This window comes from Streptomyces sp. N50, assembly GCF_033335955.1.
Lineage (GTDB): Bacteria > Actinomycetota > Actinomycetes > Streptomycetales > Streptomycetaceae > Streptomyces.
This window is the reverse complement of the sequence record NZ_CP137549.1, coordinates 5,423,517-5,443,847: the sequence shown is the minus strand read 5'-3', so window position 1 is coordinate 5,443,847 and position 20,331 is coordinate 5,423,517. Positions and strand designations below refer to the sequence as shown.

The following is a 20,331-nucleotide window of genomic DNA, read 5'->3' as shown; positions in this document are numbered from 1 at the left end:
CCGCCGTCAGCGGGTGGCGAACGGCTGGTCCGTGGGCACGATTTCGCGGCCCAAGGGGAACAGCGAGACCGGGATCAGCTTGAAGTTGGCGATGCCGAACGGGATGCCGATGATCGTGATGCACATGGCGATGCCGGTGACGATGTGCGCGAGGGCCAGCCACCAGCCCGCGAGGACCAGCCACAGGACGTTGCCCACGCAGGAGGGGGCGCCCGCGTCCCGGCGCTCGACCGTCGTGTACCCGAAGGGCCACAGGGCGTAGACGCCGATGCGGAAGGCGGCGATCCCGAAGGGGATGCCGATGACGGTGATGCACAGCAGCGCGCCCGCGAGCAGGTACCCGAGGAACAGCCAGAAGCCGCTCAGGACGAGCCAAATGACGTTCAGGATGGTTTTCACTGAGGGCGACCTGCCATCTTCTCGAGCCGGGCGATGCGCTCCGCCATCGGCGGGTGTGTCGAGAACATCTTGGAGAGTCCCTGGCCCGGGCGGAAGGGGTTCGCGATCATCATGTGGCTCGCGGTCTCGATGCGGGGCTCCGGGGGCAGCGGGAGCTGCTTGGTGCCGGCGTCGAGCTTGCGCAGCGCGCTCGCGAGGGCGAGGGGGTCGCCGGTGAGCTGGGCGCCGGACGCGTCCGCCTCGTACTCCCTGGAGCGGCTGATGGCCAACTGGATGAGGCTGGCCGCCAGGGGACCCAGGATCATGATCAGCAGCATGCCCAGGATGCCGGGGCCGTCGTCGTCGTTCGAGCGGCCGATCGGGATCAGCCAGGCGAAGTTGACCAGGAACATGATCACCGAGGCGAGGGCGCCGGCGACCGACGAGATCAGGATGTCGCGGTTGTAGACATGGCTCAGCTCGTGCCCGATGACTCCGCGCAGCTCGCGCTCGTCCAGGATGCGCAGGATGCCTTCCGTGCAGCACACGGCGGCGTTGCGCGGGTTGCGGCCCGTCGCGAAGGCGTTCGGGGCCTCCGTGGGCGAGATGTACAGGCGCGGCATGGGCTGGCGGGCCTGGGTGGAGAGGTCGCGGACCATCCGGTACAGGGCCGGGGCCTCGAACTCGCTCACCGGGCGGGCGCGCATCGCGCGTAGCGCCAGTTTGTCGCTGTTCCAGTACGCGTACGCGTTCGTGCCCAGCGCGATCACGACCGCTACGACGAGGCCCGTGCGGCCGAAGAAGCTGCCGATGACGATGATGAGTGCGGACAGTCCCCCGAGGAGAACTGCGGTCCTGAGCCCGTTGTGCCGGCGGTGCACGGTACGCCCTCCAAATCGTGCAGCAGGGGAACCCTTTGCTTGCTGATCTCTGATGCCACTGGTGCCGTGGTGTCACGTCCAGTGGACCCTCCCGTACTGGTCAACGCCAGGCGGGGAGCTCTAGTTCCCTTGTGCGTACGACGCCGGGGGTGGGCCGTCCGGGTGAGGACGGTGGTATGTGCCGGTGGCTCAGAAGAGTCCGGTGGCGGCGAAGCGCAGGACCAGTTGGGGTGCTCCGGAGAGGGCGATCCCAAGGGCGCCGGTGAGAGCGAGCGCGGCCGTGAGGGGCGCGGGGACACGGTGTTTGGCGTGCTCGCCCTCAGGGGCGCGGAACAACAGGGCAGTCCACTGGAGGTAGTAGAAGAGCGCGATCACCACGTTGACGGCCATGACGACCGCGAGCCAGCCAAGGCCCGCGTCCACGGCCGCCGAAAAGACGGTCACCTTGGCGAAGAGCCCGATGACACCCGGCGGCAGCCCGGCGAGGCACAGCAGGAAGAACGCCAGGAGCAGGGCGGCCAGGGGGTTCGAGGCGTACAGGCCCCGGTAGTCGCTGATGCGGTTGAGGGCTCTGCTACGGCCCACCAGGGCGGCCACCGTGAACGCGCCGAGGTTCACAGCGGCGTACATGAGGGCGTAGGCGACGGTGGAGCCGATCGACTTCTGGGCGTCCTTGGAGTACGCGGCTGCGGCGATCGGCACCAGGAGGTAGCCGGCCTGTCCGACGGACGACCAGGCGAGCAGCCGTACCGCGCTGTACGCGCGCGTGGCCTGTTGGCGCAGGGCACCCAGGTTGCCGACCGTCATGGTGAGGGCGGCCAGTGCGGCGAGTGCCGGGCCCCAGACGTCGGCGTACGACGGGAAGGCGACGACGGTGACGAGGATCAGGCCGGAGAAGCCGACCGCCTTGCCGACGACCGACAAGTAGGCGGCGATCGGGAGGGGCGCTCCTACGTAGGTGTCGGGTACCCAGAAGTGGAAGGGGACGGCGGCCGTCTTGAAGGCGAAGCCGATGAGGGTGAGGGCGACGCCGGTCTGGGCGAGGGTGTGGAACTGGCCGTCCACGTGCTGGATGCGGTCGGCGATCTCGGTGAGGTACAGGGTGCCCGTGGTGGCGTACACGAAGCTGACGCCCATCAGGCTGACCGCGGTCGCGGTGACCGAGGACAGGAAGAACTTGAGGGCCGCTTCGGCGGATTTCCTGTCGCCGTGCCGGATGCCGACGAGGGCGAACGCGGGCAGGGAGGCGACCTCCAGGGCGACGATCAAGGTCGCGAGGTCACGGGAGGCGGGCAGCAGGGCGGCGCCCGCGGCGGAGGACAGCAGCAGGAACCAGTACTCCCCTTCGGGGAGTCCCTTGTCGGCGTCCTTCAGGGTGGTGATCGACAGGAGGGCCGCGAGGAGGGCGCCGCCGAGGACCAGGAACTGGATGACCAGGGTGAAGCGGTCCGCCGTATAACTGCAGGCAGTTGCGTCGCCGGTGAGGCAGAAGGTGGCGCGGTCGCCGTCCAGGAGGGGCAGCAGCATCAGGGCGGAGGCGGCCAGGCCCGCGACCGACACCCAGCCCAGGAGCGCTTTTCTGGCCTCCTGGAGGAACAGGTCGGCGACGAGGACGACCAGGCCGACGACCGCCGTGATGGTGGGCGGTGCGATCGCGAGCCAGTCGACGGACTGGACCATCGACTCCGCGAGAGGCTGGGCCAGGGCGCTCATCGGTTGCCTCCTGCGAGGAGCTGCTGCACGGCCGGGTCGGTCAGGCCGAGGAGTGCCTTCGGCCACAGGCCGGCGGCGACGGTGAGGGCGACGAGCGGGGTCCAGGCGGCGAACTCGTACGTCTGGACGTCGGCGAGCTTCGGCGCTTCCTGCGCCACGGCGCCCATGCAGACGCGGCGGACCACGGCGAGCATGTACGCGGCCGTCAGGAGAGTGCCGAAGGCCGCGATCGCCATGAAGGTGAGGAACGCGGGGCGGCTGAGGTCCGCGGCGGGCTTGAACGCGCCGAACAGCGCGAGCATCTCGCCCCAGAATCCCGCGAGTCCGGGCAGTCCGAGCGAGGCGACGGCGGCGAACGCGAGCAGGCCGCCGAGGCGTGGTGCCTTGCCGTAGAGGGCCGCGCCGGTCTCCTCGGCCAGGGTGTCCAGGTCGGTCGTGCCGGTGCGGTCCTTGAGGGCGCCGACGAGGAAGAAGAGCAGGCCGGTGATGAGGCCGTGGGCGATGTTGGCGAAGAGCGCGCCGTTCACACCGGTCGGGGTCATCGTCGAGATGCCGAGCAGGACGAAGCCCATGTGGCCGACGGAGGAGTACGCGATGAGGCGCTTGAGGTCGCCCTTCGCGCCCTGTCTGACGAGGGCGAGGCAGGCCAGCGAGCCGTAGATGATCCCGACGACGGCGAAGGCGGCGAGGTAGGGCGCGAAGGTGTGCATGCCGTCCGGCGCGATCGGCAGCAGGATGCGGACGAACCCGTACGTGCCCATCTTGAGCAGCACGCCCGCCAGCAGGACCGAGCCGACGGTCGGGGCGGCGGTGTGGGCGTCGGGCAGCCAGCTGTGCAGGGGCCACATCGGAGTCTTGACCGCGAGCCCGATCCCGATCGCCAGAACGGCGATGACCTGCACGGATGTGGTCAGCGACCGGCCGTTGTCAGTGGCGAGTGCCACCATGTCGAATGTGCCCGCCTTGATTCCGATCAGGAGCAGGCCGAGCAGCATGACGACGGAGCCGAGCAGCGTGAAGAGGATGAACTTCCAAGCGGCCTGGGTCCGTTGGGCACCGCCCCAGCGGGCGATGAGGAAGTACATCGGGATCAGGACGGTCTCGAAGGCGAGGAAGAAGAGGATCAGGTCGAGGACGGCGAAGGTGGCGAGGGTGCCGGACTCCAGGACGAGGATCAGGGCGACGAACGCCTTCGGGGACGGGCCCGTAGCCCGCGGCGTCAGCCGCTGATGTTGCTGCTTGAAGTAGGAGTAGACCGCGCAGAGGAAAGTCAGCAGCGCGGTCAGGACCAGGAGGGGGAGGGAGATGCCGTCGATGCCGAGGTGGATGCGCACGTCGAGTGCGGGGATCCAGCTGATGTCGGTCGTGGCCTGCATCTTCGACGGATGGTCGTGGTCGAAGCCGAGCGCGAGGACGATCGCGGCGATGAGGATCACGCCGGTCACGGTCACGCCGTGCCGTAGGACGGCCTGTTCGGGCGACTTCCCCCTCAGCCCGGGCGGGGCGGGCAGCAGGGCGGTGACGGCGCCGAGGAGCGGGCCGACGACGATGAACGCCAGAAGGACCTGCATCACGGACTCGTTGATATCGATCACGCCTGCTCACGCTCCCGTGGCGACGAGGAGGACGGCGACCGTCAGGACGACGGTGCCGGCGAGCAGCGCGCTCACATAGGTCTGCGTATTGCCGGTCTGTGCGCGCCTGACGGCGGCTCCGAGGAGGCGGGGCAAGGTGCCCGCGCCGCGTACGTAGGTGTCGACGACCTCGCGGTCGAGGAATCGGACGAGGCCCGCCGCGGCCAGCACCGGGCGGACGAACAGCGCCCCGTAGACGGCGTCCAGGTGGAAGCCGGCGGCCGCGTGGCGGTGCAGTGGCCCGAGCAGGAGGCGGCCCGGGTCCGCCGGGTCGGGTGCCGAGGCGACGTCTCCGTAGGCGGGTGTGTGGCTCGCGATGGCCTCGGCCTCGACGAGTCCGGCGTCGCCCTCCGGGTGGGCCGCGACCGCACCCAGGGGCGCGCCGGCCGCGAACGCGGTGGTCTGCCGCCAGGCGCCGTAGGTGACGATGCCGCCGACGAGGGCGACGCCCGTGCCGAGCACTGAGGTGGTGAGCGTCGGGGTCAGGTCGCGGCCGTCGAACCAGTCGGGGAGCACGCGGTAGGCGAGTCCGCCGAGGGCGAGGGACGGGACAGCGAGCACCCACAGCACGGCGTTCATCGCCACCGGCTGCCTGCCGTGGTCCGGGGCCTCAACTCCCCGTCCGTGGAAGGCGAGCAGCCACAGGCGCGTCGCGTACGCGGCGGTGAGGAGGGCGGCGAGCAGACCGGCGACGAGGACGATCCAGCCCGCGGTGCCGGGGATGTGCGCGGTGTCTCCGGTGGCCGCGTGTTCGGCGGCGCCGAGGACGGACTCCTTGGAGAAGAAGCCGCTGAAGGGCGGGATCGCGGCGAGCGCGAGGAGCGCCACGGTCATCGTCCAGAAGGCGTCGGGGACACGGGCGCGCAGGTTGCCCATGCGGGACATGGCGGCGAGTGAGTTGGTGCCGGAGGCGTGGATGATCACGCCGGCCGCGAGGAAGAGCAGCGCCTTGAAGGCGCCGTGGGACAGGAGGTGGAAGACGGCGGCACCGCGGTCGCCGACGGCGAGGGCGCCGGTCATGTAGCCGAGTTGACCGATCGTCGAGTACGCGAGGACGCGCTTGATGTCGTCCTGGGCGAGCGCGGCGAGGCCCGACCCGGCCATCGTCACGGCGGCCATGACGGCGAGGACGACCATCGCGGTCGAGGATGCCTCGAAGACCGGGAGGAGACGGGCGACGAAGTAGACACCGGCGGCGACCATCGTCGCGGCGTGGATCAGCGCGGAGACGGGCGTGGGGCCCGCCATCGCGTCGGGAAGCCAGGTGTGCAGCGGGAACTGCGCCGACTTGCCCGCCACGCCGGCCAGGAGCAGCAGCGCGATCAGCGTCGGGTGGTGCAGCCCGCCGTGCGCGACGGTGCTCAGGACCTTGGTGATGCGGAAGGACCCGGCGTCGGTCGCGAGCGCGAACAGGCCGATCAGGAAGGGGACATCACCGAGTTTGGTGACGAGGAAGGCCTTGATGGAGGCGGCGCGGGCCTCCGGGGTCTCCCAGTAGTGGCCGACGAGGAAGTAGGAGCAGATGCCCATGACCTCCCAGCCGACCAGCAGCACGATCAGGTCGCCGGAGTAGACGACGAGGAGCATCGCAAAGGTGAAGAGGGACACGAGGGCCGCGTACGAGGGGTAGCGCGGGTCGTCGCGCAGGTAGCCCGTCGAGTAGATCTGCACACAGGTGGCGACGAAGGCGACCAGCACGGCGACGAGGGCGGCGAAGCCGTCGATGTGCAGGGCGAGTTCGATCGGGACCGAGCCGGTGGGCGTGAGTTCGGTGGCGGAGTCGATGGCCGCGTCGCCGCCCTGTCGTACGGCGACGACCGCGGCCAGCGCGAGCGCGGCGAGCGACGGCAGGACGGCGAGCGGGCGGACGAACCCGGGGGCGGTGCGGCCCAGGAGCAGGCCGGCCGCGGCGCCCAGGAACGGAAGGAGGGGGACGAGGACGGCGAGGGTGGTCGTGGTCACGCGGTGGCCTCAGCCTTCTCGGCCGCGGGGGGCTCGGTGCCGTCGCTGTCAGCGGCGTCGCTGTCGGAGCCGTCGCCGTCCGGGCCGTCGGATTCGTGCCCCTCGGCGGTGTCGCGGAGTCTGTCGATGTCCGAGGTGCCGCGGCCCCGGTAGACGGCGAGGACGATCGCCAGGCCGATGCCGATCTCCGCGGCGGCGATGGCGATGGTGAACAGGGTGAGGGCCTGGCCGGAGTGCAGCTTCTCCTCGGCGGTCCTGCTGAGCCAGACGTCGAAGGCGACCAGGTTCAGGTTGACGGCGTTGAGCATCAGCTCGACCGACATCAGGACGAGGATCGCGTTGCGGCGGGCGAGGACGCCGTAGATGCCGGTGCAGAAGAGGAGGGCGGCGAGCACGGCGGGATAGACGAGGTGCATCAGCGGGTTCCCTTCTGCTCGGTGGGGTTGTCCTGCTCGGTGGGGTTGTTCGGTGCGGTGGGGTTGTTCGGTGCGGTGGGGTTGTTCTGCTCGGTGAGGTTGTCCCGCGTGGTGGGTTCGTTCCGCGTGGTGGGTTCGTTCCGCTCGGTCGGATCGTTGCCTTGAGAACGGCTATTTCGCCTGAACGTGTGATTACGGGAATCCGGGACGGATGGGGAACTACCGGTCGCTCCCCGGGAGTTCACAGGGGGAGAGCTCAGCTCCGACTTCGTCTTGCGGGACAGGACGATCGCGCCGACCAGTGCCGCGAGGAGAAGGACGGAGAGGGCCTCGAAGGGGAGAACCCAGTTCTGGAACAGGCTCGCGCCGGTCACCGCGGTCGAGCCGGCGGCCGGACCGTCCAGGTCCATCCAGGTCGCGCGGAAGGCGTCGACGACGACCCAGACCAGGGCCGCCGCGGCGGCGACGGCCACGGCGAGGGCGGGCCGGCGGTTGCCGGAGTCGGCGTCCGGGGAGCGGCCGATGGGGGCCTTGGTGAGCATCAGACCGAAGAGAAGGAGGACGACGACGGAGCCGACATAGATGAGGACCTGCACCCAGGCGATGAACTCGGCGGTGAGGAGGAGGTATTCGACGGCGAGACCCCCGAGGGTCACCACGAGCCACAGGGCGGCGTGCACCAGCTGCTTGGTGGTGACGGTGACGAGGGCGGCGCCGAAGGTGACCAGTCCGACGAGGAGGAAGGCGATCTCCACGCCGGTCGGGGAGAGGAAGCCGTGGGCGCGGGGCGCGGCGAGAGTTGCCGTGGTGGTCACGGCGACGGTTTCGGCGAGGGTCACGACTGGCCCTCCGGCGGCTCGGTGGGGTCTGCGGGGTCAGCGGGGTCAACCTGCGCGGCCTGCGCTGCGGCCTGCGTCGCTGCCAGCTTCTCGGCGGCCTTGCGGGCGGCCGCGATCTCCTTGGGTTCCTCGGCGCCGGGGTCGAGGGCGGGCGGGGCCGGGACCGTCCACATCCACTCGCGGAGCTTGTCGCGTTCGTGGGTGAGTTCGTGGATGTCGGTCTCGGCGTACTCGAACTCCGGGGACCAGAACAACGCGTCGAAAGGACAGACCTCGATGCAGATACCGCAGTACATGCACAGGGAGAAGTCGATGGCGAAGCGGTCGAGGACGTTGCGGCTGCGCTCACGGCCGCCGGGGGCCGCCGCCGGGACCGTCTCCTTGTGGGAGTCGATGTAGATGCACCAGTCGGGGCACTCACGGGCACAGAGCATGCAGACCGTGCAGTTCTCCTCGAACAGACCGATGACTCCGCGGGTGCGGGGCGGGAGGTCGGGCTGGGTGTCCGGGTACTGCTCGGTGACGGTCTTCTTCGTCATCGTGCGGAGGGTGACGGCCAGGCCCTTGGCCAGACCGGAGCCGGGGATGGGGGCCATCAGAGGAACACCACCTTCACGATGCCGGTGAGGGCGATCTGAGCGAGGGAGAGGGGGACGAGGAGGGTCCAGGAGAGCTTCTGGAGCTGGTCCTCGCGCAGGCGGGGATAGGTGACGCGGAGCCAGATGACGACGAAGGCGAGGATGCCGGTCTTCAGCAGGGTCCACACCCAGCCGAGGCCGTCCGCACCCCACGGGCCGTGCCAGCCGCCCAGGAAGAGGACGGTGGTCAGGCCGCACAGGACGACGATTCCGGCGTACTCGGCGAGGAGGAAGAGGGCGAAGCGGAGACCGGTGTATTCGGTGTAGGCGCCGAAGATGATCTCGGAGTCGGCGACGGGCATGTCGAAGGGAGGGCGCTGGAGTTCGGCCAGGCCCGCCACGAAGAACACGATCGCGCCGACGATCTGCCAGGGCAGCCACCACCAGTGGAAGGCGTCGAGGATGCCGGGGAGGGAGACCGTGCCGGCCGCCATCGCCACGGAGGCGGCGGTGAGCAGCATGGGGAGTTCGTAGGCGAGGAGCTGTGCGGCGGTGCGGAGGCCGCCGAGGAGGGAGAACTTGTTGGCGGAGGCCCAGCCGGCCATGAGCGAGCCGAGGACGCTCACGCCCATCACCGCGAGGACGAAGAAGATGCCCGCGTCCAGGACCTGACCGACAGCGCCCTCGCCCGGGCCGATCGGGATGGCGAGGAGGACGAGGAGGTACGGGAGGAGGGCCACGGCGGGGGCGAGTTGGAAGATACGGCGGTCCGCGCCCGCCGGAACGATGTCTTCCTTCTGGGCGAACTTGACGCCGTCCGCGACGAGTTGGGCCCAGCCGTGGAAGCCGCCGGCGTACATCGGGCCGAGGCGGCCCTGCATGTGGGCCATCACCTTGTGCTCGGTCTGGCCGACGATCAGGGGGAAGGTGAGGAAGACGACGAAGACGATCAGGAGTCGCAGGGCGACGTCGAGCGCGTCGTTCACTGCGGGCCTCCTGTGGGGGTGTCGGGGGTCGGGGGTGAGTCGGGATGTTCAACTGCGGCCGGGTCAGGAGCAGTTGCTTCGGGTTCCCGCTTGGCCTCGGGTTCCGGCTTGGCCTCAGGCTCGGGCTCGGGGTCAGGTTCGGGCTCGGGTCGCTCGAAGGCTGGGCGGGCGTTGTGCCACGGGGCGTCCGTGGTGCGGGGAGCGGTGGGGGGCCGGGAGGTGCTGCCCTCTGGTGTTGGTGCCGGTCCGTGTGACGGGTCCGCCGCAGGTGCCGATTCCGGTTCCACCGCCGGTGCCGGTGACGGCTCCGCAGCCGGAGCTGGCGCCGGATCCTGTTGCGATGCCGAGCCGTCGCTCGCGCTGCGCGACCGGCGGGGCGGCGCCGCGCCCTCACCCGAAGGCGTCGCGCCCTCAGTCGGCATGCCCTGGCTCACCGACCCCTCCGAAGCCGAACGGGCCCGCCGCACCGGGCGATCGCCGGCGGCACGGGCCGGGCCGTCACCCGCCGCGCCGGCCGGAGACTCGCCCGCCGCACGGGCCGGGAGGTCACCCGGCGCACGTAGCGGGCGCTCCTCCGCCCCACGCACCGGACGCTCCCCCGCCCCACGCACCGGGCGCTCACCCGCAGCACGTGCCGCGCCCCTCGCCGGTCGTGCCGGAGCTGCCGGGAGCTGGCCCTTCAAGGGGCCCCACTCGTTCGGGTCGGGCACGCCGGGCGGGAGCATCTGGCGGCGTTTCGGGCCGCCGTGGTCCGACTCGCCCGGTTCCTTCGCCCCGGGCCAGGCCTTGGCCACGCGGGCCGCGAGGACGAAGTCCTTGCGGAGGGGGTGGCCCTCGAAGGTTTCCGGGAGGAGGAGGTGGTCCAGTGCCGGGTGGCCCTCGAAGTCGACGCCGAACATTTCGTGGGTCTCGCGTTCGTGCCAGGCGGCACCCGCGTAGACGTCGACGGCGGTGGGGAGTGCCGGGGTCTCGTGCGGGACGGTCGTACGGACGAGGAGTCGGCGTACCGGTGACAGTGCCACGACGTGGGCACAGACGCGGAAGCCGGTGCCTGGTTCGTCGACCGCGCTCAGCCAGTCGAAGTAGGTGCAGCCCAGGTCGTCGCGGGCGGTGCGCAGGGCGGTGAGCCAGGTGGCGGGGGGTACGTCGACGGTGAGGAGGTCGTAGGACTCCTCGGCCGTGGCCTCCGTGCCGAACAGCTCCTCGACCGGGGCCGGCAGCCAGCCGACGGCGGTCATCGGGCGTCCCCCGGGCCGGAGTCGGAGCCCGAACCTGAACCCGAACCCGAGTCGGAGGACGAGGCCGCAGCCGCGGAATCCCCGTCGGGCACCGGCGCCGGAACCAGCCCGCTCTGCAGCGCGGCCGTGGAAGGACGGCCCGCGGCAGTTGTCCCGTACCGCTCCCCCAGCGACTCCCGGGCGATCTTCTCCTGGAGTTTGAGGATTCCCTGGAGGAGGGCCTCGGGGCGGGGCGGGCAGCCGGGGACGTAGACGTCGACCGGGATGATCTGGTCGACGCCCTTCGTCACCGAGTAGGAGTCCCAGTACGGGCCGCCGCAGTTGCTGCACGCGCCGAAGGAGATGACGTACTTGGGCTCGGGCATCTGCTCGTAGAGGCGTTTCACGGCCGGGGCCATCTTGTCCGTGACCGTGCCCGACACCACCATCAGGTCCGCTTGGCGCGGGCCGGGCGCGAAGGGGATGACGCCCAGGCGGATGAAGTCGTGGCGGGCCATCGACGCGGCGATGAACTCGATGGCGCAGCAGGCCAGGCCGAAGTTGAAGACCCAGAGGGAGTAGCGGCGGCCCCAGTTGAGGACCACCTTCATCGGTTCGGGGGCGAGGCGGGCAAGGGCGCCCAGGCGTTTCGGCTCCGGCAACATCACGGGCTCGGGGGTCACGTCCTCGGGGGTCACGTCCATGCCAGGACGCCCTTCTTGTATGCGTACAGCAGGCCCACGGTCAGGAAGCCGAGGAAGACGAACATCTCGACGAGGGTCGCCGCGCCGTAGCCCGGCGCGGCGAAGACCGTCGCCCAGGGGAAGAGGAAGATCGAGTCGACGGCGAAGATGACGTACAGGAACGCGTAGACGTAGTACCGGACTTGGGTGTGGGCCCAGCCCTCGCCGACGGGGTCGACGCCGCACTCGTACGTCAGGAGTTTCTCGGGGGTGGGGACGACCGGGCGCAGCAGGCGGCCCGCGCCGAAGGCCACGGCGACGAAGAGCACGCCGACGACGGCGAGCAGTCCCACGACGGAGTAGGACCGGAAGTAGTCCGCCGAGTCCGCCGCGACGACCGCGGTCGGCTCCCGCAAGGTCTCCGACAACATCGCCCGCAAGTCCGACCCCTCCTCCTCCGCACGGAGTTCCGCACGGGCTGCCTGCCCCACGGCCCGCTCCGGTGACCCGGTGCCCCCGTGACCCATGTGAACTCTGTGTTCGACGATCTGTACGCACGGGAGTCTAGGCCCTGTTAAAGGCACGGTAAGCAGCCCGTCACGGCTTGAGATCCGCTCGGCAGGACGGGACGGACGCGATGGTGGGGTTTTCCCCAGCAGGCCCGGGCGGCGGACCTCATGGCGCTGGAGCGCGCCGCGGGGCACGCTGGCCCATATGACCGTACGCATCCCCTACGCCGACCCGGCGGCACCCGGCGGCGAGCTCGACGAGCCGCTGCCGCCGGCCCGCTTCGCCTACGACAGACACACCTGGAAGGAGATCGCGCATCTCCTGACGAACCTGCCGGTGTCGGTGTTCGGCTTCGTCTATGTGGTGACGATGCTGGCCGTCAGCGGCGGGCTGACCGTCACCGTGGTCGGGATTCCGCTGCTCGCGCTGGGGCTGATGGGCGCGCGGCTGATCGGGAAGTTCGAGCGGGGCCGGGCGAGGCGGCTGCTCGGGGTGCGGATCGACGAGCCGAGCCCGTTGCCGTGGCGCAAGGGCGGCGGGCTGCTGCAACGGGTGTGGATGGCGCTGAAGGACCCGGTCGGCTGGCGGACGGTGCTGTACGACGGGATGCGGCTGCCGTGGGGCATCGTCACCTTCACCGTCACGCTGACCTCGTTGTTCGTGCTGTGGCCGGTGCTGCCGTTCATCGCCCGCGGGCTGGCGAACGCGGACCGCGCGATGGTGCGCGGCCTCCTCTCCCCCTCCGACGAACTGGAGCGCCGTATCGCCGAGTTGGAGTCCGACCGGGGTGTCGTGGTCGACACGGCGGCGGCGGATCTGCGGCGGATCGAGCGCGACCTGCACGACGGGGCGCAGGCCCGGCTGGTCAATCTGGCGATGGGACTGGGGCTGGCCAAGGAGAAGTTGCTGGAGGGCCAGGCCGACGAACAGGTCGCCGCGATGGTCGACGAGGCGCACGGCGAGGTGAAACTGGCGCTCCAGGAGCTGCGGGACCTCGCGCGCGGGATCCATCCCGCCGTCCTCACCGACCGCGGGCTGGACGCCGCCCTCTCCTCCGTCGCCTCGCGCTGCACGGTGCCGGTGCAGGTGACCGCCGACCTCGGCGCGCGCCCGGCCGCCGCCATCGAGGGCATCGCGTACTTCACCGTCTCCGAGCTGCTGCAGAACATCAGCAAGCACAGCGGCGCCCGTACGGCGTCGGTGGACGTGTGGCGGTCGGACGACCGCCTGCTCATCCAGGTCTGGGACGACGGCCGCGGCGGCGCGAACCTCGACGGCGGCACCGGCATGCGCGGCCTCGCCGACCGCCTCGGCGCGGTCGACGGCCTGTTCGTCCTCGACTCCCCGCCGGGCGGCCCCACGACCGTCACGGCGGAACTGCCATGGCGGGAACGGACCTCCGAGCCACCCCGGGGGTAGGGAAAACCCCCCTCCCGAGAGGCCGACGGACTCCATGGTCCACGGACCTGCGGTCGAGCAGTCTGGAGATACGACAGCACGGCCGACGCGGCTGCGGAAACGAGTAGAACGGGACGACGTCAATGGCCACGGAGTACGGGCAGGGGTACGGCACGCACGGCACGTTCGACCTCGACGAACGGCGCCGGCACCGGCTGCCGGCCGCGCTGCGCGCGCCCTTCGAGGCGCGCAGCTGGCGGGAGTTCGGCTACGTCCTGCTGAGCCTGCCGATCAGCATCCTGCTCTTCACCTACGCCGTCACGATGGTGTCGCTGGGCGCGGGCCTGCTGATCACCTTTCTCGGCGTCCCGGTCCTGGCGGGCGCCCTGGCCGGCTGCCGCGGCTTCGGCGCGCTGGAACGGGCGCGGGCCCGCCGCCTGCTCGGCCTGGACGTCGCCGCCCCCGAGCCGCTGCGCATGAAGAAGAACGGCCCGCTGGCCTGGATGGGCGCCGTCCTCAAGAGCGGCACGTCCTGGCGCCATCTCCTGTACGCGGTACTGCACTTCCCGTGGGCGGTCTTCTCCTTCGTCGTCGCCCTCAACTTCTGGGCCTACGGCTGGGCCCTCCTGACGTACCCGCTGTGGTTCTGGGTCTTCCCGATGTACGGCGGCCAGGGCGGCCTCCAGCTCTACGGCGACCAGCACCACCAGATCTACCTGGACAACCCCTTCGAGATCACCGTCACCGCGCTGGTCGGACTGCTGTTCACCCTGGCCACGCCGTGGATCGTGCGGGCCCTGACGATGGTCGACCGCCTCATGGTGCACGGGCTCCTCGGACCCTCCACCCTGGCGACCCGGGTCGTGGAGCTGGAGTCGGACCGCGGTGTCGTGGTCGACACGGCGGCGGCGGATCTACGGCGGATCGAGCGCGACCTGCACGACGGGGCGCAGGCCCGGCTGGTGGCCCTGGCCATGGATCTGGGGCTGGCGAAGGAGAAGCTGACGGAGGACCCGCAGGCCGCGGCGCGGATGGTGGGCGAGGCGCACGGCGAGGTCAAGACGGCGTTGCAGGAGCTGCGGGATCTGGCGCGCGGGATCCATCCGGCGGTGCTGACCGACCGGGGGCTGGACGCGGCCCTGTCCTCCGTGGCCTCGCGGTGCACGGTGCCGGTGCAGGTGGACGTGGATCTGCCCGCGCGGCCGGCGGCCGCCATCGAGGGCATCGCGTACTTCACCGTCTCCGAGCTGCTGCAGAACATCAGCAAGCACGCGAGGGCGACCTGGGCGGCCGTGGACGTGTGGCGGGTGGAGAACCGGCTGATGCTGCAGGTCGTGGACAACGGGGTGGGCGGCGCGGATGCCTCCGGCGGTTCCGGGCTGGCCGGTCTTGCCGGGCGGCTCGACGCGGTGGACGGCATCCTGGTGGTCGACTCGCCGGTGGGTGGGCCCACCCGGATCACGGCGGAGCTGCCCTGGCGGGGTTGAGAGGGCGGGGTTGACGGGGCGGGGAGTTCGGACGGGCCGGATTCCCCCGCCCCGCCCCCACCACCCTCCGCAGGCTGGGGTCCGATCTAACCGTTCAATGCACCCGACAGCGGTTAGATTTACCCCCAGCCTCCAACACCCCCCCCCGGCCCCGATTCCATCCCCCCGCCCGCACCGAGTCGCGAACCCTGGAATGCTGGACCTGTCGTGTGGACGGACGCGAATCGACGTGGGCCGGCAGGGCGGGCAATGGGGGGCCGAACATCGTGGAGGACAGGGTGCAGGTGGTCATCGCCGAGGATTCAGTGCTGCTCAGGGAGGGCCTGACCCGGTTGCTGACCGACCGCGGGCACGACGTGGTCGCCGGGGTGGGCGACGGGGACGCGCTGGTGAAGACCATCACCGAACTGGCCGAGCAGGGCGCGCTGCCGGACGTGGTCGTGGCCGACGTACGGATGCCGCCCACGCACACCGACGAGGGCGTGCGGGCGGCCGTGGAGTTGCGCAAGGCGCATCCCGGCCTCGGCGTGCTGGTGTTGTCGCAGTACGTGGAGGAGCGCTACGCCACCGAACTGCTGGCCGGTTCCACACACGGCGTCGGCTATCTGCTGAAGGACCGGGTGGCCGAGGTGCGCGAGTTCGTCGACGCGGTCGTGCGCGTGGCCTCGGGCGGTACGGCGCTCGACCCGGAGGTGGTCGCGCAGCTGCTCGGGCGCAGCCGCAAGCAGGACGTGCTCGCCGGACTCACCCCGCGGGAGCGCGAGGTGCTGGGGCTGATGGCCGAGGGGCGCACGAACTCCGCGATAGCCCGGCAGCTCGTGGTGAGCGACGGCGCGGTCGAGAAGCACGTCAGCAACATCTTCCTGAAGCTGGGCCTGTCGCCGAGTGACGGGGATCACCGACGAGTTCTGGCCGTCCTCACCTACCTCAACTCCTGACAGAATCCTGCCAAACTGACACCGTGTCAGCTGTCCGGCCGCCGACCGGCGGTTGTTCGCCGCCGTCAGTTTGCTGTCAGCCGGGCCCAGTACGCGGACAGCGCGATCCGAGAACCAGTCAACGCGACGGGAGCGTCGTCAAGGGAAGTGCCGGGGGGCGAGAAATCATGACAAGTCAGGGCGCCGGGCCGTCTCAAAACAGCGTCCATGATGCGAACGGCCGAAGGAAGGCGACCCTTACAGACGTAGGGTTGATCCTGGGAGGGTCGGCGTGACGACCATGCCCGGACAGCGTCCTCGAAGAGGAGGTCCAGTTCAGTGACCAGCCAGGTCAGTAGCCCAGCGGAGCAGGCCGACGGAGCCGACAGCACGTTGGTAGGGGAACAACGCAAACCGGCGGGGGTGAAGGACGTCCACCGCCTGGACCGGGTCATCATCCGGTTCGCCGGTGACTCGGGTGACGGGATGCAGCTCACCGGCGACCGCTTCACCTCGGAGACGGCGTCCTTCGGGAACGACCTCTCCACACTGCCGAACTTCCCGGCCGAGATCCGCGCCCCCGCAGGCACCCTGCCGGGGGTTTCGTCGTTCCAGCTGCATTTCGCCGACCACGACATCCTGACCCCGGGCGACGCGCCCAACGTGCTGGTCGCGATGAACCCGGCCGCCCTGAAGGCGAACATCGCCGATGTGCCGCGCGGCGCGGAGATCATCGTCAACACGGACGAGTTCACCAAACGGGCGCTGCAGAAGGTGGGTTACGCCGCCTCGCCCCTCGACGACGGCTCGCTGGACGGCTACAGCCTCCATCCCGTCCCCCTCACCACCCTCACCGTCGAGGCGTTGAAGGACTTCGGCCTGACCCGCAAGGAGGCCGAGCGCAGCAAGAACATGTTCGCGCTGGGCCTGCTGTCGTGGATGTACCACCGGCCGACCGAGGGCACGGAGAAGTTCCTGAAGTCGAAGTTCGCGAAGAAACCCGAGATCGCGGCGGCCAACATCGCGGCGTTCAGGGCGGGTTGGAACTTCGGCGAGACGACGGAGGACTTCGCGGTCTCCTACGAGGTCGCCCCGGCCGCCACCGCGTTCCCGACCGGCACCTACCGCAACATCTCCGGGAACCTGGCCCTGTCCTACGGCCTGGTCGCCGCGTCCCGGCAGGCGGACCTCCCCCTCTTCCTGGGCTCGTACCCGATCACCCCGGCCTCGGACATCCTGCACGAGCTGAGCCGGCACAAGAACTTCGGCGTACGGACCTTCCAGGCCGAGGACGAGATCGCGGGCATCGGCGCGGCGCTGGGGGCGGCCTTCGGCGGTTCCCTCGCGGTGACGACGACGAGCGGCCCGGGCGTGGCCCTGAAGTCGGAGACCATCGGCCTCGCCGTATCCATGGAACTCCCGCTCCTCGTCCTGGACATCCAGCGCGGCGGCCCTTCCACGGGCCTGCCCACCAAGACCGAACAGGCCGACCTGCTCCAGGCGATGTTCGGGCGCAACGGCGAGGCGCCGGTCCCGATCGTCGCCCCGCGCACCCCGGCCGACTGCTTCGACGCGGCGATCGAGGCCGCGCGCATCGCCCTCACCTACCGCACACCGGTGTTCCTGTTGTCGGACGGCTACCTGGCCAACGGCAGCGAGCCCTGGCGCATCCCCGACATCGACGAACTCCCGGACCTGACCGTCCAGTTCGCGCAGGGACCGAACCACACCCTGGACGACGGCACCGAGGTCTTCTGGCCCTACAAACGCGACCCGCACACCCTCGCCCGCCCCTGGGCCATCCCCGGCACACCCGGCCTGGAACACCGCATCGGCGGCATCGAGAAGCAGGACGGCACGGGCAACATCTCCTACGACCCCGCCAACCACGACTTCATGGTCCGCACCCGCCAGGCCAAGATCGACGGCATCGACGTACCGGACCTTACGGTCGACGACCCGCACGGCGCGCGGACGCTGGTCCTGGGCTGGGGCTCGACGTACGGCCCGATCACGGCGGCGGTACGACGGCTGCGGGGCGCCGGCGAGTCCATCGCGCAGGCCCACCTCCGCCATCTCAACCCCTTCCCCCGCAACCTCGGCGCGGTCCTGAAGCGCTACGACCGGGTGGTGATCCCCGAGATGAACCTCGGTCAGCTCGCCACGCTGGTGCGGGCGAAGTACCTGGTGGACGCGCACTCGTACAACCAGGTGAACGGCATGCCGTTCAAGGCTGAGCAGCTCGCCACGGCTCTCAAGGAGGCCATCGATGGCTGAGACGTCCACGGAAGGCACGGGCACGATCGAGGCACTCTCACTCGTCCCCAAGGCCGAGGCAGTGCAGTCCATGAAGGACTTCAAGTCCGACCAGGAAGTGCGCTGGTGCCCCGGCTGCGGTGACTACGCGATCCTCGCGGCGGTCCAGGGTTTCATGCCGGAACTGGGCCTGGCCAAGGAGAACATCGTCTTCGTCTCCGGCATCGGCTGCTCCTCCCGCTTCCCGTACTACATGAACACGTACGGCATGCACTCGATCCACGGCCGCGCCCCCGCGATCGCCACGGGACTGGCGTCCTCCAGGCGGGACTTGAGCGTCTGGGTGGTCACGGGCGACGGCGACGCCCTCTCCATCGGCGGCAACCACCTGATCCACGCCCTGCGCCGCAACGTCAACCTGAAGATCCTCCTCTTCAACAACCGGATCTACGGCCTGACGAAGGGCCAGTACTCGCCGACCTCCGAGGTCGGGAAGATCACGAAGTCGACGCCGATGGGCTCCCTGGACGCCCCCTTCAACCCGGTGTCGCTCGCGATCGGCGCGGAGGCGTCCTTCGTCGCGAGGACGATCGACTCGGACCGCAAACACCTGACGCAGGTCCTGCGCGAGGCGGCAGCCCACCCCGGCACGGCCCTGGTCGAGATCTACCAGAACTGCAACATCTTCAACGACGGCGCCTTCGACGCCCTGAAGGACCGCCAGCAGGCCGAGGAAGCGGTGATCCGCCTCGAACACGGCCAACCGATCCGCTTCGGCGCGGACGGCGCGCGGGGCGTGGTCCGGGACGCGACGACGGGTGACCTGAGGGTGGTCGACGTAACCCCGGCGAACGAGTCCCAGATCCTGGTCCACGACGCCCACGCGACCTCGCCCACAACGGCCTTCGCCCTCTCCCGCCTGGCCGACCCGGACACCCTGCACCACACACCGATCGGTGTACTCCGGTCCGTGGAACGCCCGGTCTACGACACCCAGATGGCCGACCAGCTCGACACGGCGATCGTCCAGAACGGGAAGGGTGACCTGGCCGCGCTGCTGGCGGGCGGGGACACCTGGACGGTTGTGGGCTGACGGTTCCGGCCGTACGGATGGAGGGCCTGGGCGTGCTGCCCAGGCCCTCTTGATCTGCTGACGTCAGGCGTCGGGGATGTCCCGCTTGGCACGGAGGAGTGTGTCGCGCGTGATGACGACGATGCGTTCGTAGTCGGCTCGGGCGGCGTCGGCGGGGAGGAGTGCGTCCAGCTCTTGGGTTCGGTCCGTGCCGATGACCGCGAAGCTGCCGTCGCTGAGTTCGAAGACATCTGGACAGGTCTCCCCCGTCACACTTCCTCGTTGGCGCGGCGAGTCACCGAGACGGCGAACCGGGAGGGCCGCCGGAGTCGCGCCGCGCGATTCCGGCGCCGGTCCCACGACCCACCATTCATCCAGCTCGTCGAGCCGCTCGTCCACGATGGCGTCCACAGCCCTGCCAGTCCGCGCTTCCAGAGACTCCGGCGGCAACAACCGCCGGTGCTCGGCCGTCAACTGCCAGTACTCCGCGAAGATGGGGCTCTTGCTCAAGATCTTCAGGCTCCCGAGGAGTTCGCTCCTGTCGACGTCGCCGACTCGATAGCTCCGCAGAATCAACGCGTACTGCTTGTTGGCGAAAATCAGCTGCCGGCGCTTGCCCTCCGAGACACCGCCCAGAGTGCTCAGTACCTCCACGAGCGACGGGTCGTCGATCGCCCGGTCCAACTGCTCGCCGAAGAGGCGTTGCAGCTGAAGCTGATTCGCTCGGTTCAGTTCTTCCGCCACACGGCCGACCTGCCGGGCCAACTCCTGTATGGCCTGGGCCTGTTCTGACGCAACCATGCCGACCACCCTGCCCCGCCCCCGAAAGCGACGCGCGAGGCGGAAAGGGGGCGCACGGAAGGACGCGCCGCGCACAGGGCAGAACTAGAGCGCCCCGGCGGTACCCGCTCGCACCTTCGCCGCGTCATACGCCTCCCGCGCCTCCAGCACCTCCCCCATCCGCTCCGTGGCCCACAGCGCCAGCCCCCGCACCTGCTCCGCCGCCTCGCGACCCAGATCCGTCAGGGAGTAGTCGACCCGCGGCGGAATCACCGGCCGGGCGTCACGATGCACCAGGCCGTCCCGCTCAAGCGTCTGCAGGGTCTGGGCCAGCATCTTCTCGCTCACCTGCCGCACCTCTCCGATCGCACGGCGGAGTTCGCTGAAGCGGTAGGGGCGGTCGAGGAGTTCGATGAGGACGAGGACGCCCCAGCGGGACGTGACGTGTTCCATGATCAGCCGGTGCGGGCACATCGCCTCACCCACGGCGCGGCCACCCGTCATCTCTGCACTTACTGCCATGCCAGTACCTTACTTCAAAGTGGGTACTTTCCACGAGTTAGCGCCTCCCCTAGGGTTAGTGGCACGCACCGCACCACGCCGCACACCCACAAGGAGCTGTCA

19 protein-coding genes and 1 pseudogene are annotated in these 20,331 nt (G+C 70.1%); 5 read left to right on the top strand and 15 right to left on the bottom strand.

Going from position 1 to position 20,331, the window contains the following annotated elements; all coding sequences use genetic code 11:
* Positions 1-6: 6 nt before the first annotated feature.
* From R2B38_RS24435 to R2B38_RS24380, 12 genes are all read right to left on the bottom strand, one after another.
* Complete coding sequence (locus tag R2B38_RS24435) at positions 7-399, bottom strand: YccF domain-containing protein (RefSeq protein WP_318018174.1); 393 nt, start codon at positions 397-399, stop codon at positions 7-9.
* Positions 396-1,259 carry a zinc metalloprotease HtpX gene (htpX, locus tag R2B38_RS24430; RefSeq protein WP_033282557.1) on the bottom strand — a complete coding sequence of 288 codons (864 nt, stop codon included), beginning with the start codon at positions 1,257-1,259 and terminating at the stop codon, positions 396-398. The genes R2B38_RS24435 and htpX overlap by 4 nt, the downstream gene beginning before the upstream one ends.
* 189 nt (positions 1,260-1,448) lie before the next feature.
* Positions 1,449-2,972, bottom strand: coding sequence for an NADH-quinone oxidoreductase subunit N (locus R2B38_RS24425; RefSeq protein ID WP_318018173.1), 1,524 nt, complete (start codon positions 2,970-2,972; stop codon positions 1,449-1,451).
* Positions 2,969-4,567, bottom strand: a complete 1,599-nt coding sequence (locus tag R2B38_RS24420; RefSeq protein WP_318018172.1) for an NADH-quinone oxidoreductase subunit M — start codon at positions 4,565-4,567, stop codon at positions 2,969-2,971. The genes R2B38_RS24425 and R2B38_RS24420 overlap by 4 nt, the downstream gene beginning before the upstream one ends.
* A gap of 6 nt (positions 4,568-4,573) precedes the next feature.
* Entirely contained in the window at positions 4,574-6,568 is a 1,995-nt protein-coding gene (locus R2B38_RS24415; RefSeq protein ID WP_318018171.1) for an NADH-quinone oxidoreductase subunit L, read from the bottom strand.
* The gene (nuoK, locus tag R2B38_RS24410; RefSeq protein ID WP_318018170.1) at positions 6,565-6,984 is read right to left on the bottom strand and encodes an NADH-quinone oxidoreductase subunit NuoK; all 420 of its coding nucleotides are present in this window, start codon (positions 6,982-6,984) and stop codon (positions 6,565-6,567) included. The genes R2B38_RS24415 and nuoK overlap by 4 nt, the downstream gene beginning before the upstream one ends.
* Entirely contained in the window at positions 6,984-7,823 is an 840-nt protein-coding gene (locus R2B38_RS24405) for an NADH-quinone oxidoreductase subunit J (RefSeq protein WP_411978489.1), read from the bottom strand. Before R2B38_RS24405 ends, nuoK begins: the two co-directional genes overlap by 1 nt.
* Positions 7,820-8,419 (bottom strand): NADH-quinone oxidoreductase subunit I, encoded by a 600-nt coding sequence (locus R2B38_RS24400; protein ID WP_318018169.1) that lies wholly within the window; start codon positions 8,417-8,419, stop codon positions 7,820-7,822. The genes R2B38_RS24405 and R2B38_RS24400 overlap by 4 nt, the downstream gene beginning before the upstream one ends.
* Entirely contained in the window at positions 8,419-9,387 is a 969-nt protein-coding gene (locus R2B38_RS24395) for a complex I subunit 1/NuoH family protein (protein ID WP_318018168.1), read from the bottom strand. The genes R2B38_RS24400 and R2B38_RS24395 overlap by 1 nt, the downstream gene beginning before the upstream one ends.
* Positions 9,384-10,625 carry an NADH-quinone oxidoreductase subunit C gene (locus tag R2B38_RS24390; protein ID WP_318018167.1) on the bottom strand — a complete coding sequence of 414 codons (1,242 nt, stop codon included), beginning with the start codon at positions 10,623-10,625 and terminating at the stop codon, positions 9,384-9,386. Before R2B38_RS24390 ends, R2B38_RS24395 begins: the two co-directional genes overlap by 4 nt.
* Positions 10,622-11,308 carry an NADH-quinone oxidoreductase subunit B family protein gene (locus R2B38_RS24385; protein ID WP_318018166.1) on the bottom strand — a complete coding sequence of 229 codons (687 nt, stop codon included), beginning with the start codon at positions 11,306-11,308 and terminating at the stop codon, positions 10,622-10,624. Before R2B38_RS24385 ends, R2B38_RS24390 begins: the two co-directional genes overlap by 4 nt.
* The gene (locus R2B38_RS24380; protein WP_318021776.1) at positions 11,299-11,718 is read right to left on the bottom strand and encodes an NADH-quinone oxidoreductase subunit A; all 420 of its coding nucleotides are present in this window, start codon (positions 11,716-11,718) and stop codon (positions 11,299-11,301) included. The genes R2B38_RS24385 and R2B38_RS24380 overlap by 10 nt, the downstream gene beginning before the upstream one ends.
* 283 nt (positions 11,719-12,001) lie before the next feature.
* Here R2B38_RS24380 and R2B38_RS24375 point away from each other — a divergent pair, with 283 nt between their 5' ends.
* The 5 genes from R2B38_RS24375 to R2B38_RS24355 all read left to right on the top strand — a co-directional run bounded on the left by R2B38_RS24375 (position 12,002) and on the right by R2B38_RS24355 (position 18,948).
* The gene (locus tag R2B38_RS24375; protein ID WP_318018165.1) at positions 12,002-13,216 is read left to right on the top strand and encodes a sensor histidine kinase; all 1,215 of its coding nucleotides are present in this window, start codon (positions 12,002-12,004) and stop codon (positions 13,214-13,216) included.
* Between the two features lie 122 nt (positions 13,217-13,338).
* On the top strand, positions 13,339-14,682 hold the full coding sequence (locus R2B38_RS24370) for a sensor histidine kinase (RefSeq protein WP_318018164.1): 1,344 nt from the start codon (positions 13,339-13,341) through the stop codon (positions 14,680-14,682).
* Positions 14,683-14,960: 278 nt separating this feature from the next.
* Positions 14,961-15,620, top strand: a complete 660-nt coding sequence (locus tag R2B38_RS24365; protein ID WP_033282544.1) for a LuxR C-terminal-related transcriptional regulator — start codon at positions 14,961-14,963, stop codon at positions 15,618-15,620.
* Positions 15,621-15,938: 318 nt separating this feature from the next.
* Complete coding sequence (locus R2B38_RS24360) at positions 15,939-17,876, top strand: 2-oxoacid:acceptor oxidoreductase subunit alpha (protein WP_318018163.1); 1,938 nt, start codon at positions 15,939-15,941, stop codon at positions 17,874-17,876.
* The gene (locus R2B38_RS24355; protein ID WP_318018162.1) at positions 17,869-18,948 is read left to right on the top strand and encodes a 2-oxoacid:ferredoxin oxidoreductase subunit beta; all 1,080 of its coding nucleotides are present in this window, start codon (positions 17,869-17,871) and stop codon (positions 18,946-18,948) included. The genes R2B38_RS24360 and R2B38_RS24355 overlap by 8 nt, the downstream gene beginning before the upstream one ends.
* A 63-nt stretch (positions 18,949-19,011) precedes the next feature.
* On the opposite strand, the gene R2B38_RS24350 is transcribed toward R2B38_RS24355, so the two are convergent.
* The 3 genes and pseudogenes from R2B38_RS24350 to R2B38_RS24340 all read right to left on the bottom strand — a co-directional run bounded on the left by R2B38_RS24350 (position 19,012) and on the right by R2B38_RS24340 (position 20,229).
* On the bottom strand, positions 19,012-19,287 hold the full coding sequence (locus tag R2B38_RS24350; RefSeq protein WP_318021775.1) for a hypothetical protein: 276 nt from the start codon (positions 19,285-19,287) through the stop codon (positions 19,012-19,014).
* 42 nt (positions 19,288-19,329) lie between these two features.
* Positions 19,330-19,728 (bottom strand): annotated as a pseudogene (locus R2B38_RS24345) (DUF6082 family protein); the annotation flags it as partial.
* 84 nt (positions 19,729-19,812) lie between these two features.
* Positions 19,813-20,229: a helix-turn-helix domain-containing protein gene (locus R2B38_RS24340; protein WP_318018161.1), complete on the bottom strand. Its 417-nt coding sequence runs from the start codon at positions 20,227-20,229 to the stop codon at positions 19,813-19,815.
* Between the last annotated feature and the right edge of the window lie 102 nt (positions 20,230-20,331).

What these genes read in the sequence shown, in the direction of transcription:
- R2B38_RS24425 (WP_318018173.1), bottom strand. Translation starts at nt 2,972, where the DNA reads ATGAGCGCCCTGGCCCAGCCTCTCGCGGAGTCGATGGTCCAGTCCGTC.
- R2B38_RS24375 (WP_318018165.1), top strand. Translation starts at nt 12,002, where the DNA reads ATGACCGTACGCATCCCCTACGCCGACCCGGCGGCACCCGGCGGCGAG.
- R2B38_RS24385 (WP_318018166.1), bottom strand. Translation starts at nt 11,308, where the DNA reads ATGGACGTGACCCCCGAGGACGTGACCCCCGAGCCCGTGATGTTGCCG.
- R2B38_RS24390 (WP_318018167.1), bottom strand. Translation starts at nt 10,625, where the DNA reads ATGACCGCCGTCGGCTGGCTGCCGGCCCCGGTCGAGGAGCTGTTCGGC.
- R2B38_RS24370 (WP_318018164.1), top strand. Translation starts at nt 13,339, where the DNA reads ATGGCCACGGAGTACGGGCAGGGGTACGGCACGCACGGCACGTTCGAC.
- R2B38_RS24355 (WP_318018162.1), top strand. Translation starts at nt 17,869, where the DNA reads ATGGCTGAGACGTCCACGGAAGGCACGGGCACGATCGAGGCACTCTCA.
- R2B38_RS24400 (WP_318018169.1), bottom strand. Translation starts at nt 8,419, where the DNA reads ATGGCCCCCATCCCCGGCTCCGGTCTGGCCAAGGGCCTGGCCGTCACC.
- R2B38_RS24380 (WP_318021776.1), bottom strand. Translation starts at nt 11,718, where the DNA reads ATGTTGTCGGAGACCTTGCGGGAGCCGACCGCGGTCGTCGCGGCGGAC.
- R2B38_RS24340 (WP_318018161.1), bottom strand. Translation starts at nt 20,229, where the DNA reads ATGGCAGTAAGTGCAGAGATGACGGGTGGCCGCGCCGTGGGTGAGGCG.
- nuoK (WP_318018170.1), bottom strand. Translation starts at nt 6,984, where the DNA reads ATGCACCTCGTCTATCCCGCCGTGCTCGCCGCCCTCCTCTTCTGCACC.